Raw genomic sequence first — 16,142 nt, forward strand, 5'->3', positions numbered from 1 at the left:
TGGCATATGAATATCAACGCGATATATTTTTGCGCCAACTACTCACTTCTTCTCAATCAAATGTTTCCAATATCTCTTCGGTACATGCTGTACATGCAACTTGATATTTCGGCGTGATGGAATATTTACATTTTTGAAATAATTCTGCCATAATTCCTGATATAATGTTTCCGAATCGTGGAAGACATCTTTTACCGATGTTTTTGCTCCTGCATCATTGGAAAAATCGAGTGTGATTTCTTCCACTTTATTCTGGTCATAATAAATTCCATACTTCCGTTTTATATCATAAATCAGCCAATTCTGGTCGGCGTAACGTTCAGCGAAATGTTCGTTCAAAAGAGGAATAACATTGAAATCCGGCTCAATTCCGGCATAATATAAATCATCTGCCGTGCGCTGAAATCTCACAAAGGCTTCCATTCTGTGTTTTTCCCTATAAACCATTTTTGACGTCTGATTTACTTTCAGAACATCCGGATTTCCGTAGGCCAGATGAGGCGAATCAAAACCGGAGAAATAAAATTTGATACAGGAAAAAATGGTTAGTTCTATTCCTGCGATTTCGGAGAGATAGCAACGATAAAGTTGAATGCAGTTTTCTTTCGGGACTTTCTTTTTAAGTCCAAGCCACACTCTTTGTGCCTTTGCCTCATCGGTCACGACGACAACTTTTTCTGCAAAAAAATCAGACTGGCTTTCGCGATCAATGACTGAAAAACCGGAAACATTCCACTTTTTTGAATAGGCGTCAAAAACCGCAGTCAATAAGCCATACCAGGTTCCATCGTATGAAACGATAACGGGCTTATCCGAAAAGATTGTATTGCTGACCTCCATTAGTAAGGAATTTACTTCGGGATTCGTTGAGGATAAATTGCCGGATTTTTGCTTCCGTATAATCCTTCCGATCGGTTATCGGACTGTTGCAGGTTATAAAATATTTCGCTCTGTTCAGCGCAATACCAATTTTTTTAAGATGATCCCATCCTAATTTATTAAATCTTCGGGCGCCTACAATTTTCTGTGCTGATTGTACGCCAATTCCGGGAACGCGAAGGATTAACTGTAAGTCGGCAGTATTAACATCAACCGGGAAAAAAGCCATATTTCTGAGCGCCCAGCTAAGTTTTGGGTCAATTTCGGGATCAAGATTTGGGAATTGATCATTCAGCAATTCCTGTACATGAAATCCGTAAAACCGCATCAGCCAGTCTGTCTGGTATAAGCGATTTTCCCTCAAAACCGGAACCGCACTTCCTAAACCAGGCAATCGGTTATCATTGCTGATGGGCACATAACCGGAATAATAAACCCTTTTCAGATTGAATCCTTTATAGAATTTATTTGCCGTATGCATGATATCTTTATCTGATTCACCACTGGCCCCGATGATCATTTGTGTGCTTTGTCCGGCGGGAGCAAAGAGCGGTGCAGACTTAAATATTTTCGATTCTTCTTTTGTCCGGATGATCTCCTTTTTCAGATAGGTCATCGGCTCGATCATATCTTTGATATTCTTATCCGGAGCCAGCAGTTTTAGTCCACTTTCTGTCGGAATTTCAATATTTACGCTAAGCCTGTCGGCCCACAAACCCGCTTCGTGCATGAGCTCATCACTTGCGCCAGGGATTGTTTTGAGATGGATATAACCATTAAATTTATTTTCTGTACGCAATTTTTTAGCAACAGAAACCAGCCTTTCCATTGTGTAATTGGCATTTTTAAAAATACCGGAACTCAGGAAAAGTCCTTCTATATAATTTCTGCGGTAGAAATTCATGGTCAGGTCTACCACTTCCTGGACCGTGAAGGCGGCTCGTTTGATATCGTTGCTTTTTCTTGTAACGCAATAGGCACAGTCGAAAATGCAATGATTGGTGAGCAGGATTTTCAAAAGAGAAACGCAGCGCCCATCTTCCGTGTAGGTATGGCAAATTCCGCTTCCCGTCGCTTCGCCTAATCCTTTGTTGTGGTTTTTGCGCTTGCTTCCACTGGATGAACATGATACGTCGTACTTGGCCGCATCAGCAAGAATTTCAAGCTTCTCATGAAGTCTTTCCGACATATCGATGTTCTAACGTTTGTTGATGATACTATTAGTATCACAAATATAGTAAAAATTTGATACTGAAACGAACTTTAAGTCAAAAAAATTTATTCAACGGAAAAATATCATTATCATTTTTTGACAATAATTTCTTTATTTCCAACACTTTCCATGAAGCGATGAATTTGATTATAGCGTTTATTCCAGGGATTGAAAAACTGTGTAATCATCGGGATATGTTTTTTGCTTTCCAAGATTTCATAAGGTGTTTCAGGAGCAAATTCCTGCATTGCCTTTATGAATTTTTCATTACTCGAAACGATGGAAGGGTAAGTCTTTCCACCCCTGAAAATGGTCATTGGCGGCATGCCTTTGTGCAGATGATAAAGTGGCGAAGCGTTTTTCCAGTTTTTCTGATCGGGTGTGAAAGTTTTAAGATATGTGTTGTCGTTGGAAAAATTTTCTTCTATTAAATAACCATACATATCCAGGCCGGCCGCATCAATTAAAATTAATCCTTTGATAGGATTTGCCATGTCTAATTTTTGAAAATATTGATCATCCATTGAAATGAGCGCTGCCAGATGTCCGCCTGCTGAATGGCCTGAAATGAAGATTCTGTCAGGGTTTCCACCATAATTCTGAATATTTTCTTTTACCCATTTTACAGATTTCGCTGAGTAATCTGCCATCTCTTTGTAAGTCGCGGCTGGACTTAACGGGTAATCAATAATGACATAAACGATATCGTGTTTCGTCCAGTTGCGTCCGATCAGACTGTATTGGGATTTTCGTCCTGAATTCCAGTTTCCACCATGAATAAAGATCAAAACATCCTTCGGCGACTTCGGATTTTTTGGTTCGAAGATATTTAGCTGCTGATCAGGAATTGCTCCTGCTCCTTTTGCGTAAATGATATTTTTATGCGCTTTATTTCCAATGAAAGTACATCCCGAAAGAGTTAATAAAAAAGCTCCGAATAAAATTAGAATAATGATTATGCTGACACGTGTTTGGGAATTCACAGATCGTTTATTTAGGTTTTGTTTTAAATAACATACGTCAAACTGGTGACTGCGGATTAAGTTTTATCAAAACATATACCAACAAAAAATCCACCGGCTTTTGAAAACCAGTGGATTTAGCATAGAATTTTTTCGAGACCTAAACTTTCTTCGGAGGCAAATTAAATGCTACCGCATTATGCTCAAAATGTCCTTTGTGAGAACCATCACAGAATGGTTTGTTGGCAGAAAGTCCGCAGCGGCAAATCGAAACAACCGTTCTTCCTTCCAGTCCGTATACATTTCCCTGTGCATCTACGATCTCAAAATCTCCGTCAACTTTAAGAGATCCGTTGTTATTAACGGTAAGCTTTACTTTTGTCATGATGAATAATTTTGCTCAAAGGTAGCAATCACAACCGATGGCTGCGTAGCATCAGGCTAATTTAGCATCAGTACAAATCTAAGTTAAAGATCAGATGTCAGTTGGAAAGGTATTTTTTTAAGTAAAATAACTGACTTTTACAAGGATAATTGCTTACGAATCACCCGGGTTAATTCTTCAATCTTAAACGGTTTTGTTACAAAATCGTCAAAATTGCAGTCCAAAATATCCTGTGTTGTCCGGGCAAAAGTATCGGCGGTGAAAGCCACAATCGGAATGGAATCCAGATGTCGGAAAGACTTCCGGATTATTTTAATCGTTGTCATGCCATCCATGACCGGCATTTGCAAGTCCATCAGCATCAAATCAAAATCACGGTGTCGCAAGTTGCTTAAAACTTCCTGGCCGTTGTTACAGATCACAAAATCTGCCTCCCATTTATTAAGTAAGTGTTTTAAAAGTAGTTGATTCGCTAAAATATCTTCGGCGACTATGACACTATATCCTTTCAAGGAAAAAGGTATGTCGTTACTTTGCAAACTTGTTACGGGAAGAATTTCTCCCCGCCTGAAAGTTAGTCTTACATTAAATTTACTTCCGGCACCTATTTGGCTCTCAGCGCTTATTTCTCCTTGCATAAGCTCAACGATCTTTCTTGTGATGCTTAGGCCAAGACCGGTTCCTCCAAAATGTTTTGTCGCATTATTGTTATGTGCCTGAGAAAAACTGTCGAAAATCATGCTTAGTTTATCCTGCGAAATGCCAATACCAGAGTCGGATACCTGGATATTCAGTTCAACCAAATCGTCATGTTTGCCGACCACCTCAATTTTTAATTTCACAAAGCCTTCGGAGGTAAATTTTAGAGCATTGCCAATCAGATTCACCATAATCTGGTTTAGCCTGTAAGCATCTCCGATCAGAATTGCAGGAAGTTTTTCATCAATATCAAATGAAAGTTTTATCCCTTTGTCCAGCGCTTTAAATTCGAATGTCTGATACAAGTATTGAAGTTTTTCACGCAGATCAAACTCAAAATTTTCCAGACTGAACTTTCCGGCTTCAATCTTTGAAATATCCAAGATGTCATTCAGGATAACCATAAGATTATCAGCTGAGTATTTGATGGTATTCAAATATTGCGAATCCTGTTCAGAAAAATTGCTTGTGAGTAGCAAATCCGTGAAACCAATGATCGCATTCATCGGTGTCCGTATTTCATGACTCATCGTTGAGAGAAAATCGGACTTGATCCGCGCAGCTTCCTCAGCTTCTTTTTTTGCTTTGATAAGCTCTTTTTCTGCAAGTTTTCTACTTGTGATATCAATCGCCGTACCCAAAACCTCCTGAACATAGCCAGATTCATTTCTTTTAAAAGGCACTTCGCGGGTTATAATCCAGACATCGGAGCAGTTTTTATGTTTTAGCCGGAATTCTTTTTCGATCACTTCACCATCTTTCAGATTATATCTGATATGGTTATAATGCTTCTTGAAAATTACCAGATCTTGGTGATCAATTAGATCGGTAAATTCGAACGCGTTGCCGGTGGTTTTGTCCGAAGCCCCATAACCAAGAATCTCGCCGATCTGGTGATTATGAAAAATATTGGTTCCTTTTTCAATATCAATTACATAAATAATATTGGGAGAAAGCTGAGCCACTTTTTGAATGAATTCTTCTTTTTCTTCAAGCTCTTTTTGCGCAATTTCCCTTTCCTTTTCCACATCAAACATCTGACTCATCGTGTGGAAAGTTTTAGTTAACTTCTCCGCATTTATTTCTGCTTTTGGAAAATATTCCATCGCTCCGGCTTTCATCATTTCCACAGCAATCCGCTCATCACCCTGAGAAGTCAATACAATAACCGGCAATTTGGGAGCAAGTTTTTTTATTTTTTTTAACAGCTGTAAACCGTTGGTTTTGGGTAACTGGTAATCGATAAAAATGCAGGTCGGCAGCCATTTTTCCAACGTGGCTATGGCTTCTTCCGCATATTTGCAAACTCTTATTTCTTGAATTTCTATGTTACATTTTCCAACCGCACGCTGAAATTCCATAGCGTCAATTGTGTCATCCTCTACCAACAGAATATTTAATGGTGCCATATTATTTTTCAGAAGAGGGTTTAGAGGCTATTCAGGGTATTCGCAAAGTGTCCAGTAACTCTTCAATGTCGAGACCGCAGCAATAAAACGATCCATGGAAAGCGGTTTTAGTATATATCCCGCAACATTGAGATTAAACGCATCAATCTTGTCGCCATCTTCATTTGAAGTAGTCATAACGAAAACGGATAAGGCCGCAAGTTCCGGATCCTGCCGAATTTCTTTAAGAAACTCAATTCCTCCCATTTTCGGCATATTCAGATCGAGAAGTATAATCCTCGGCTTCGGTGCATCGGCTTCGGTCGAACGTAAAAGTGCCAATGCTTCAATTCCATTATGAGCAACCACGAGCGGATTTGATATATTGTTCTTTTTAAAAGCTCGCTTGACATTCATGATATCGACCTCATCATCTTCAACCAGCAAAATTGTCATAGGAATAGGATTTGGAATGGACATTTGTACAGACTGTTATAGTTAGGGACTAATTAATGCAGGTGGTTAGGCAAACGATTTTTAAACTTCTGTTTTTTCAATGGCCGGCCAGGTGAAATAAAAGGTGGTTCCAGCGCCCATTATAGAATCTATTCGAATTTTTGAACCTTTCTCATCCAGAATTTTTTTAACGATGGCAAGTCCGACGCCGGTACTTTCAAACTCATCCCGGGATTGCAGCGTCTGAAAAATAACGAATATTTTGTCGTGGAATTCCGGACTGATCCCCGGTCCGTTATCCCGCACGAAAAATTCCGGTTCATCATTGTTTTCTCCCCATCCAATCGTGATTTTGATATCCGGTTTGTCGTTATATTTGATACCGTTTGAAATAAGATTCTGAAGAATCTGTGTGAGTGTAATTTTCTCAGATATCAGTTCGAAATCCGGATCTCCTTCAAGTTTAAATTCGATTGGTTTTTTAGAACTGAATGTTTCACAAAGGTCATCGATAACAGATTTAACCAGAAATTTCTCCTTGTTTGTTTTTATCCGTCCCGCTCTCGAATACGACAAAATCCCGTTGATCAGGCTCTCCATCCGGTGCACGCGTCCTCTTAATAATCGAAACTGATCTTTCGTGTCGCCTTCTAAAAAGTCAGTGATGTCTTCCTCAATCCATTCAGACAAGTTGTTGATTGCACGTAACGGAGCCTTCAGATCATGGCTTACAACATAAGCGAATTGATCCAGTTCCGCATTGATTCGTTCCAGATTGCGCATGTAGGTTTTCAGCTTGATGTCAGCTTCTACACGCTCCGTTATGTCCCTGATAAATGCCAGAACATATCCCTGGCCATCGGTTTTATAGTACTTGACACTTGCTTCTACTGGAAAAGTAGATCCGTCTTCCCTTTTGTGAAAGCCGTTAATGATCATTTTTGGTATCCCTTTCAGCGCTTCGACGTGCTCCTGCCACTTTTCTTCATCCTCAAATATTTTTTCAATTCCGCTGATATGTGTGCCAATAATTTCTTCCTGGGATTTCCCCAAACGTCGTGAAGCTTCGTGATTTATAAATAATAGTTTTCCTCGTTCGTCGGAAACCTGAACGGCCTCGCTGGATTCATTGAACCAATCAACCATCCTTGTGATTTCCGCTTCCTGTTTTTTTCGGGCTGTGATATCGCTTACCGTTCCAATAAATCCGAGTATATCATTATTTGAAGAAAGCTGAGCCGACATGGTCAGTTCCAGCCACTTTTCTGTGTTATGTGAAGTCTTCAAAATAAACGTTTCCTGAATGGATTTGATCTGGCCGGTGAAAAGGAATTCAAGTCTGGCCTGTGCATCAGGACTGATCTGAAACTCTTTCCAGTTTTTATTTAAACTTTCAGAAATTTTAAAACCCGTAACTTTTTCCCATGCGTTGTTCAGGTAAATGATATTTCCCTCTTTATTCAGCTGAATAAGTACTTCTGAAATACTGTTGGCCACTTCTTCCAAGCGTCTGTTCGTCGAAGCTGCCTCCTCCGTTTTTTCATCGGCGATTTTTATCAGCTCGCGGTTCGCTTTAAATAATTCAGACGAACTCTGCTCAAGAATTCGCTCCACACGGGCCATATCATCCTGAAATTCGAGGTAAGCCTGATTTACAGACGAAAGAAATTCCTGAATTTCCGGATGTTCTGCCAATTCAGCTGGCAAAGATTTTCGGATCTGACGTTTGAGGAGACGGTGATAGGTTATTTCCGTTGTTTCTGGTGCTGTCATAAGTTAAGATTCACGGAATGTTGTGATAGTCATGGTTTGGTTATGAAGCTCGCACAGCGCATTTTGATTGAAAGGTGCAATCTCTCCGTATGAATAAAATCCCGTCATAACCGGTTTGCCGAGAACTTCTGAAACGCATTCAACCTCCTCTTCAACAATTTGTTTTAAAACCAGTTTTCTACCTACGCAGCTTACCAGTAAAGCAAATTCAGGTGACTCAACTTTTCCATTCCTGGCAACAACGGCCGCTTCTTCCGCTCCATTGATGAGTCGGTCCGTATTCGCTTTCATCAATCTGACGAAAGAACCCTCTGGAATGTCACCAGCGAAAGTCAGACTTTTTTCCGTTTCATTAATACCCAGAATCGTGCGAACCACAGGCGCGCGATCTTCGCTGTCGCGCATACTAAGTGGAAATAAAAGACCTGAGGAAGGAAGATCTTTTGCCTTATCGCCGAGAAAAGATTTGTAAAGATCGAGCGCTGGTTGCCCGTCGATTTCAAATAGCACATTTTCTTCAGATCTTGTAACTAAACGGTCTAACCCGAAACTATCCCAGCCTCCCCGCGAGCCAAAACCGATTTGTAAATATTCTCCGTAGAAAGCTATGGCGGCGACACTTTCAGTAGCGACGGTGCCATCAGGTTCAATAATAACCGTTTTAGAGAAATGAGGGCCGTCTCCCGCGAGCCCGCCTGTGAGGGTAATGTCGCCCGGAAGTTGCTCGGCTATTCCTTTTACAAGATCAGTTCCGTTCACTTTTAAGCCATCCGAAACAACAAAAACATGTTTTAAACCATCAACTGAAAACTGCGAAACGAGCTTTTTTCCGGCCTCAAAACTATTGAATCCGATATCTTTCAGCGATACTTTTGCCGATTCAATTTTAGACTTTTCGAATTCGATGGCAGTGAAGATGACCTTGCCGTCACTAACGGATTCGCCCATAATCTCGCCTGATGTTGAACAACCCGTGAAAGCAGCGTCAGGATAATTTTTTATAAGCTCTTTTATGAGAATATCATTTTCAAGAATTTCTCTTTGTCCGAAAGCAAAAATCAGGTGAGGGGTTATAGTAAATGCAGTAGGGGATTGTCCACCAGAGTAGATCAGCTGTTCAATTTTCATGTTGAGTAAATGCGCTTTAAACCTGATTAGGAATACAAGATAATGAAAGTTTTCAAGCGGTTTGAAAATAAATGATTAATGAAATTTCTCACTTTTGGTTACAAAATCGAGCGAGGTTTTAGCTTATCGACGGGAAGGAAATTCCCTTGATTTTTCGGAATAATTCTACGGCATACAAATCGGTCATGCCTGAGACAAAGTCGAGCACTGTCTGGATTTTCGAATACTCGTCCGTTGCTTTGGTGATGAACTGTTTTGGTATCAGTTCCACCAGTTTTCTGGAATAGTGGGAATCGTTGTTAAGGTATGCCGGTATAAATTCTTCTAGCAGCCCGCCCATGACTTTATAACCAGCCACCTCAATCTGTACAACCGAAGAGTAATTGTAAATTTTCTTGATCGAAATTGTCTCAATATTTTTCATGACCGTGCGGTACGGTTCATTAATCTGATCAATCAAAGAATGATTAAACTCGCCTGCCAAAATTGACTCCTGTTCCCGGTAAAAAAGCTCAGAACACTGGCCGATCAATGTATTGATTGCCTTTGCCCGAAGCAGACTGATTTTTGCATCATAATCGTCAATGTCATCAAGTCGTTCTTCAATTTTAGGATCATTTGACAAAGGTAAAAGCAAACTTTTTACTTCATCGTATGACAGGATTTTCAGGCGGTGCGCGTCTTCCAGATCGATAATATTATAACAAATATCATCGGCAGCTTCTACAAGAAATACGATCGGATGTCTTTTGTAAATCAAATGTTCACCTTCAACTTTTGCCAGACCAAGCTCCGTAGCGATTTTGATAAAACCTGGTTGTTCCGATTGAAAAAAGCCATATTTCTTTCTGTAAATCTTTGTCTTATCTTTTCCTGCAAGAGATTCACAAGGATATTTTGCAATGGAGGCGAGCGTGGAATACGTTAACGCAAAACTTCCATAACCCTTTCCGGCATAAGGATGTGTCAATATCCTGAAAGCGTTTGCGTTGCCTTCAAAATTGGTCAGATCTTTCCATTGCGCGTCTGTAACTTTTTCTTTGTAAATCAATCCTGCTCCATTTGTAAAATAATAGGAGATAGCGGCTTCTCCTGAATGCCCGAAAGCCGGATTTCCAAGATCGTGCGCCAGGCAGGCAGCAGCAACAATATTCCCGATTTCACTGATTAAGGGAAGCTCATCATCCAGATTTGGACGGTTTTTTCTCAAACGATTATAAAAAATACGCCCGAGGGAACGCCCGACGCTTGCTACTTCAAGGCTATGTGTCAGTCTGTTATGAACAAAAATACTTCCTGGTAAAGGAAAAACCTGTGTTTTGTTCTGCAATCTTCGAAATGGGGATGAAAATATCAAACGGTCATAATCCCGTTGGAATTCAGATCTTGCTTCCGCCTGGTCTTCAATAGTTTTGTCTTCGCTGCCCCAGCGTTTCGCCGAGAGTAATTTTTCCCAATTCATTGCACTGAAAGAATAAATGAAAATGCATTTGGCCAAGTCGCAAGTATACGAATTAGCCGCTGAATTTTGTTACATACCAGAAGGTTAGAGATTAAGTAAAATATTTAGAAAATCCACTGTAACAGCCATAAAAGTTGGCTTACGATGAAAAGTTATGTCCTGTTTTCTGGTAAAAATGAACAATATTTGAGCTTTGATTTTGTAAAAAATCTTTCGTTAAAGCCTTATTCATGACGCAAACAAAACATCGTTACTTTATCCTTAATAAGCCGGCAAACATGGTATCCCAGTTTATCAGTCCTGATAATGTAGGTTTGTTAGGTGATATCAAGTTTGATTTTCCGGAAGGAACGCATGCAATTGGTCGTCTTGACAGTCATTCGGAAGGGTTGTTGATTTTAACTACAAATAAAAAAGTTACCCGTTTATTATTTCAGGGCGAAGTGCCCCATTCCCGGACTTATGTTGTCCACGTGAAAAATGTCGTGAGCGAAGAGACGCTTCATAAGCTCAGGACCGGTATTCCCATTTTAATTAAAGGAAATGTTTATTGGGTTACTACGCCATGTGATGTGGAAATTATTGAAAAGCCGAAAGGCTTGATCAAACTTTCTCCGGAGCGTGAAGATATTCCACATAGCTGGTTGAAACTTACGATGACTGAAGGTAAGTATCATCAGGTCAGGAAGATGGTCGGTACTGCGGGTCATAAATGCAAAAGGTTGATCCGGATTTCGATTGAAGATATCGTTTTGGGAGACTTAAAGCCCGGTGAAGTTTTAGAGATGGAAGAGGAAGAATTTTTTGAAAAACTGAAAATTACTAATTGGAAAGAAAAATCTGCAAGTAATTAAATATGAAAATTGACTTTTGTAAAGAATAAATAGTAACAAATTTTTGTATACTCGTTTGTTCTTAAAGTCGGTTTCATGAATCTGAAAATATATCCTTCCAAAGACGCGATGTCGAAGGCTGCGGCTGATCTCGTTGTTGCTCAAATCAAGAAAAAGCCTGAATCGGTATTATGTTTTCCTTCGGGAGAATCTCCTTTAATCATGCTCGAATATCTGGTTCATTATGGAAAAGAAAAGTTAATCGATTTCGACCTGTGCCGTTTCGTGGGATTGGATGAATGGGTTGGCATGAACGAAAAAGTCGAGGGAAGCTGCAAACATTTTATGTATTCTAAATTTTTCAGCCCATTAAAAATTAAAGATGAACAAATAATTTTCTTCGATGGTATGGCTGGTTATCTTGATGAGGAATGCCGGAAAATGGATCAGTATATCAAAGAAAATGGCCCTGTTGATCTGATGATGGTTGGGTTAGGAATGAACGGGCATATTGGTCTGAACGAACCAGGAACCGACTTCGCGTTATATTCGCATCAGGCTGTTCTGGACCCTGTAACGGTAAACGTTGCCCAAAAATATTTCCAAAAATCTACCACATTATCTGGTGGTATCACGCTTGGTTTACAACATTTCATGGAAGCCGAAACGGCCGTCCTAATTGTTTCAGGAGAAAAAAAATCAGCGATTCTAAAAGAAGTTTTTGAGCATCCGGTTACAAACGAAATACCTGGTACCATTATCCAGTTACATGCAAATAGCTACATTTTAGCAGATGAAGATGCCGGATCAAAATTGAATAAATCAGCTTCATTTCCTGAATCTTTCCACTAATATTCTCGATTTCCATATGTCCAAAATTGAAAATACTTTTGATGCCATCGTAATCGGCTCCGGGATTAGCGGCGGCTGGGCGGCGAAAGAGCTTTGCGAAAAAGGAATGAAAACGCTGGTTTTGGAGCGTGGAAGAAACGTGGAGCATAACAAAGATTATCCAACCGCACATCTGAACCCCTGGGACTTCGAGCATCGTGGAAATTTGACTAAAAAGTTTCTGGATGATAACCCTTTAATAACCAGAGCGGCCGGTTTTGGCGACGACACAAAACACTTTTTTGTTCAGGATAAAGACCATCCTTATGTGCAGGAAAAACCGTTTGACTGGATCCGGGGTTATCAGGTTGGAGGTAAATCACTAACCTGGGGCCGCGCATGTCAGCGTTGGAGCGAGTTTGAGTTTACAGCTCCCGAGCGTTTTGGATATGGAATTGGCTGGCCGATTGGCTATCAAGATGTGGCCCCCTGGTACTCGCATGTCGAAGAATTTATTGGTGTTTGCGGAAATAAAGACGGACTGGAATCGATGCCTGACGGAGAATATCTTCCGCCGTTTGAGTTAAATTGTGTTCAGCAACTGGTTCAGCAAAAAATTAGAGAAAATTATAAAGACCGTCATTTGGTTCATGCGAGGTGGGCACATTTGACTCAACCGAAAAAAATCCACATTGAACAAGGCAGGGGAGGTTGTCAGGCGAGAAATTTGTGTATGCGCGGCTGCCCGTATGGAGGTTATTTCAGCTCCGTAAGTTCGACGTTGCCGTGGGCTGCCCAAACCGGGAATCTTACTGTCAGGCCACATTCTGTTGTTCATTCGATTATCTACAATAAAAAAACTGGCAAAGCGGGTGGCGTAAAAGTGATCGATGCAAATACGAAAGAAGTACATGAATTCTCAGCAAAGGTTATCTTTCTGAATGCTTCTGCGCTGAATAGCAATCTTGTTTTGCTTAATTCTAAGTCAGACCGCTTCCCGAACGGACTTGGAAATGATAGTGGTGTTTTAGGAAAATATGTTGCTTTTCATAACTACCGGGCGTCCGTTGCTGCGGATATAGACGGCTTCGAAAACAAATATTACTCCGGAAGAAACCCGACGGAGCCTATTTTGGCCAATTATCGAAATTTACGTCAACAGGACACCGATTACGTAGGTGGTTTCACAACCTTTATGGGCGCATATCGAACAAGGGGAACTGAGGCGGCTCAGACGGAAATTGGGGAAAAACTTAAGGAAAACATGCGCTTGCCGGGTGGCTGGAAAGTGTATATGTATATGCAGGGCGAGACTATTCCCAAAGCGACAAATCAGGTAACTTTGAGTAAGGATGAAAAAGATCAATGGGGAATTCCTTTACTTGTCACATCGGTTGGATATGATGAAAATGACGAGAAAATGATTCGTGATTTTCTTAAGGAGAGCGCTGAAATGCTTGAAAAATCTGGGTGTAAAAATATCGTTCAGCACGATAACAAGCAAGCCCCGGGCTTGGATATTCATGAAATGGGTGGCTGCCGGATGGGGAAAGACCCGGAAACATCCATGTTGAATGAGTGGAATCAGCTGCATGCTTGTAAAAACGTATTTGTAACAGATGGCGCCTGCATGACGAGTACCGGTAATCAAAGTCCGTCGCTATTGTATATGGCCTTAACTGCGCGGGCGGTTGATCACGCCGTCAAAGAATTAAAAAACGGAAATTTGTAAAACATTAAAAATTAGCTGATTATTGAAATGAAACGTCGTAAAGATGTGCTGTAATATCATCCTGAAATCCCGAATGATTTTGTAGAAACTGTAATTTGGTAATGGACTTATTTTGTCCCCGCGTCCTGAAAAAGTGTTCCGCTTCGGTGTTCGATTGAAGTTTTTTCAGGAACATTCCTGCCTCAATTTCAGAGATAATGGCTTTAAATACTTCGGTCGTTCCATCTTCATAAGTAGCTTTAACTCGTAAAACCGGCGGTTGAACGAGAACTCTCATTATCTTCCCCCAGAGAGAATAATTTACTTTCACTTCAATCCAGGTTAGTTTATTTTGTTGCGAAACCTGTATTTCTTCACCAAGTCTGAACGCCAGATCTTTCGGATCAGATTTTACGAGTTGAAGGCTTTTTGCACGTTTTCGAACAATTTGAAGTGTATCCTTACTAACTGTCGTCGTATCGTAATCGTAGTTTTGGAGCATTGCCAGCGTCGTTTTTGAGTCTCCCCAGAAATTGTAGCGCTGCACATCTGTCGGGCCCACTGTTGTATACAAAACGAAATCCGGTGCCGTTGGCGAGGTGTATTTTTCGTAATTGAGGCTGGTCAGATAATTATTATATGCCTGATAGGATTGAATTGCCGGACGTGGATTATAATGCAGGTCATTGAAAAAAGTATATGCTATCTCATAAGGCACAACATCGACCGTTTTTCCTTTAAAGGACTTTGCGATTTCGGAGTCGATATGGTACTCTACACGGTTCTTTTGATCACTGACCTGCTGTTGAAACCGAAGATTTGTGAACAAAACGTCCTGATACGGAATTGTTATTTTATTGAATGAAAAACCTAGTCCGGTACTTACGAAGGGGGAGACAAAAAGAAAAACCATGAAAACGTCTCCAAGACGCTTTTTTAAAATCGGGTTTTGGATAAAAAGATAAGCGATCCCGACGAAAAGTGCGCCATAAAAAAACGGATAAGACATGCCCGCAAAGCCAAAACGGGTAAAGCCTTGTTTAAATCCAAGATACCAGGCAAAAAGCATCACAAGCAAAATGAAAATATCTGAGTGGCTTTTCAGTATTGTTGGTAACGAATAGATAAAAAAGATTGCAAGCGTGATAATGATAACAGATGCAATCGCCACATTAAAATAAGCGTATCTTGCCGTTAAATTAATGAAGTCGACGCTGAACATAGCATCGTTATAGTTGTTTATAATACTCAGTGCACCTCTTACGTAATTGATAAGATCGACGTGGAGTATTTGTCCCAAAAGTGTGGTCACCAGCACATGGAAACCGAAAAACGAGATCATTTTTATCCATGATTTCTTATCTGAGAAAATGTTGAGAAACAGGTGGCAGTAAAGGATGACTGATGCGACGATTCCCAGGTTTAATTTGATAAAAAATATCAATACCGAAATTCCTGTGGCCAGCGCCAGCGAGAACAGGCTTTTTGTTCTGTAATGATGAAAAACAAGGAAAATAAAGAAGGTGAATAATTGAAATGTAGTCTCTGAATTGTGAGTGCTCATCATAATTAAATAAGGCACCACAAACCATTTAACCGTATTATTTAATTCTTTGAAAGTGTATCTCAGAATATAGACAAGAACTCCCGCGGTGAAAATGTCGTAAAGTATCAGCGGTGTTATACCAATGTAGGCAGGCACCCGGGTGCTTAAAAAACCAAGTGGGCCATACGTGAAAACCCAGTCTTTCCCAAAGGTAAGGCCTTGATGAATAGCCATGTTAATACTGATTTTCCAGGACGGGTCCACTCCACCGGATGGACTTTCTATCAGTGCTTTGGGTAGAAATAATAAGACGGAGAATAGAATTAGTATTCTGTAAGGCGTGAATTTTTGTATTATAGAGTTGTAAAGTTTATTCACGGAAATTTTGCAGAGGGTGATTCAATTTGCAAGAATACGACGATTTAATAATAAAAAAAAAGAAAGATTTTTCTAACTTATCTATTGGCATTCTATGAATTTAATCGGAAATATCATCTGGCTTATCTTTGGCGGACTTTTTGTTGCGATAGAATATTTTCTATCAGGATTGATCCTTTGTGCGACAATTATCGGAATTCCATTTGGAATTCAATGTTTTAAAATCGGAATATTTACCCTTATGCCGTTTGGTCGGGAGGTTAGGGAAGTGCCGGGTGAAACCGGTTGTTTGTCTACACTTTTCAATATCATCTGGATATTTTTAGGAGGAATATGGATCGCACTTACACATCTCATTTTCGGTATCTTACTCGCGATCACGATCATCGGCCTGCCTTTTGCGAAGCAACATTTCAAATTAATGAGTTTGTCTTTTGCACCATTTGGAAAGGACATTTATTGATCCGACAGCTAAGAAATATAAGGGTTGATATTTGA

The 16,142-nt window shown here is 40.2% G+C and carries 14 protein-coding genes; 4 read left to right on the forward strand and 10 right to left on the reverse strand.

Annotated features, from left to right (window positions below):
- Positions 1-42 precede the first annotated feature (42 nt).
- The 9 genes from BMY70_RS18140 to BMY70_RS18180 all read right to left on the reverse strand — a co-directional run bounded on the left by BMY70_RS18140 (position 43) and on the right by BMY70_RS18180 (position 10,345).
- The gene (locus BMY70_RS18140) at positions 43-840 is read right to left on the reverse strand and encodes a TIGR03915 family putative DNA repair protein (protein WP_090337632.1); all 798 of its coding nucleotides are present in this window, start codon (positions 838-840) and stop codon (positions 43-45) included.
- A complete protein-coding gene (locus BMY70_RS18145) occupies positions 809-2,068 on the reverse strand; it encodes a putative DNA modification/repair radical SAM protein (protein WP_090337634.1) in 1,260 nt (419 codons plus the stop codon). The genes BMY70_RS18140 and BMY70_RS18145 overlap by 32 nt, the downstream gene beginning before the upstream one ends.
- 113 nt (positions 2,069-2,181) lie before the next feature.
- Entirely contained in the window at positions 2,182-3,075 is an 894-nt protein-coding gene (locus BMY70_RS18150) for an alpha/beta hydrolase (protein WP_177197060.1), read from the reverse strand.
- Between the two features lie 139 nt (positions 3,076-3,214).
- Positions 3,215-3,439, reverse strand: a complete 225-nt coding sequence (locus tag BMY70_RS18155; protein WP_090337638.1) for a CDGSH iron-sulfur domain-containing protein — start codon at positions 3,437-3,439, stop codon at positions 3,215-3,217.
- Between the two features lie 137 nt (positions 3,440-3,576).
- A complete protein-coding gene (locus BMY70_RS18160) occupies positions 3,577-5,547 on the reverse strand; it encodes a response regulator (RefSeq protein WP_090337640.1) in 1,971 nt (656 codons plus the stop codon).
- 27 nt (positions 5,548-5,574) lie between these two features.
- Positions 5,575-6,006: a response regulator gene (locus BMY70_RS18165; RefSeq protein WP_090337642.1), complete on the reverse strand. Its 432-nt coding sequence runs from the start codon at positions 6,004-6,006 to the stop codon at positions 5,575-5,577.
- A gap of 57 nt (positions 6,007-6,063) precedes the next feature.
- A complete protein-coding gene (locus BMY70_RS18170; protein WP_090337644.1) occupies positions 6,064-7,755 on the reverse strand; it encodes a PAS domain-containing sensor histidine kinase in 1,692 nt (563 codons plus the stop codon).
- Positions 7,756-7,758: 3 nt separating this feature from the next.
- The gene (locus tag BMY70_RS18175) at positions 7,759-8,883 is read right to left on the reverse strand and encodes an FIST signal transduction protein (protein WP_090337647.1); all 1,125 of its coding nucleotides are present in this window, start codon (positions 8,881-8,883) and stop codon (positions 7,759-7,761) included.
- 118 nt (positions 8,884-9,001) lie between these two features.
- Complete coding sequence (locus BMY70_RS18180; RefSeq protein WP_090337650.1) at positions 9,002-10,345, reverse strand: deoxyguanosinetriphosphate triphosphohydrolase; 1,344 nt, start codon at positions 10,343-10,345, stop codon at positions 9,002-9,004.
- A 230-nt stretch (positions 10,346-10,575) separates the two neighbouring features.
- On the opposite strand from BMY70_RS18180, the gene BMY70_RS18185 reads away from it, so the two are divergent.
- The 3 genes from BMY70_RS18185 (at position 10,576) to BMY70_RS18195 (ending at position 13,741) form a co-directional block, all read left to right on the forward strand.
- Entirely contained in the window at positions 10,576-11,199 is a 624-nt protein-coding gene (locus BMY70_RS18185; protein WP_090337652.1) for a pseudouridine synthase, read from the forward strand.
- Positions 11,200-11,274: 75 nt separating this feature from the next.
- On the forward strand, positions 11,275-12,030 hold the full coding sequence (locus BMY70_RS18190) for a glucosamine-6-phosphate deaminase (protein ID WP_090337654.1): 756 nt from the start codon (positions 11,275-11,277) through the stop codon (positions 12,028-12,030).
- Between the two features lie 16 nt (positions 12,031-12,046).
- Complete coding sequence (locus BMY70_RS18195) at positions 12,047-13,741, forward strand: GMC oxidoreductase (protein ID WP_090337656.1); 1,695 nt, start codon at positions 12,047-12,049, stop codon at positions 13,739-13,741.
- A 19-nt stretch (positions 13,742-13,760) separates the two neighbouring features.
- Here BMY70_RS18195 and BMY70_RS18200 read toward each other — a convergent pair whose 3' ends face one another.
- The gene (locus BMY70_RS18200; protein WP_090337658.1) at positions 13,761-15,500 is read right to left on the reverse strand and encodes a hypothetical protein; all 1,740 of its coding nucleotides are present in this window, start codon (positions 15,498-15,500) and stop codon (positions 13,761-13,763) included.
- A gap of 238 nt (positions 15,501-15,738) precedes the next feature.
- Between BMY70_RS18200 and BMY70_RS18205 the strand changes: the two genes are divergently transcribed.
- Positions 15,739-16,107, forward strand: a complete 369-nt coding sequence (locus tag BMY70_RS18205) for a YccF domain-containing protein (protein ID WP_090337660.1) — start codon at positions 15,739-15,741, stop codon at positions 16,105-16,107.
- Positions 16,108-16,142: the final 35 nt, after the last annotated feature.

Source organism: Dyadobacter koreensis (assembly GCF_900108855.1).
GTDB classification, from domain to species: Bacteria; Bacteroidota; Bacteroidia; order Cytophagales; family Spirosomataceae; genus Dyadobacter; species Dyadobacter koreensis.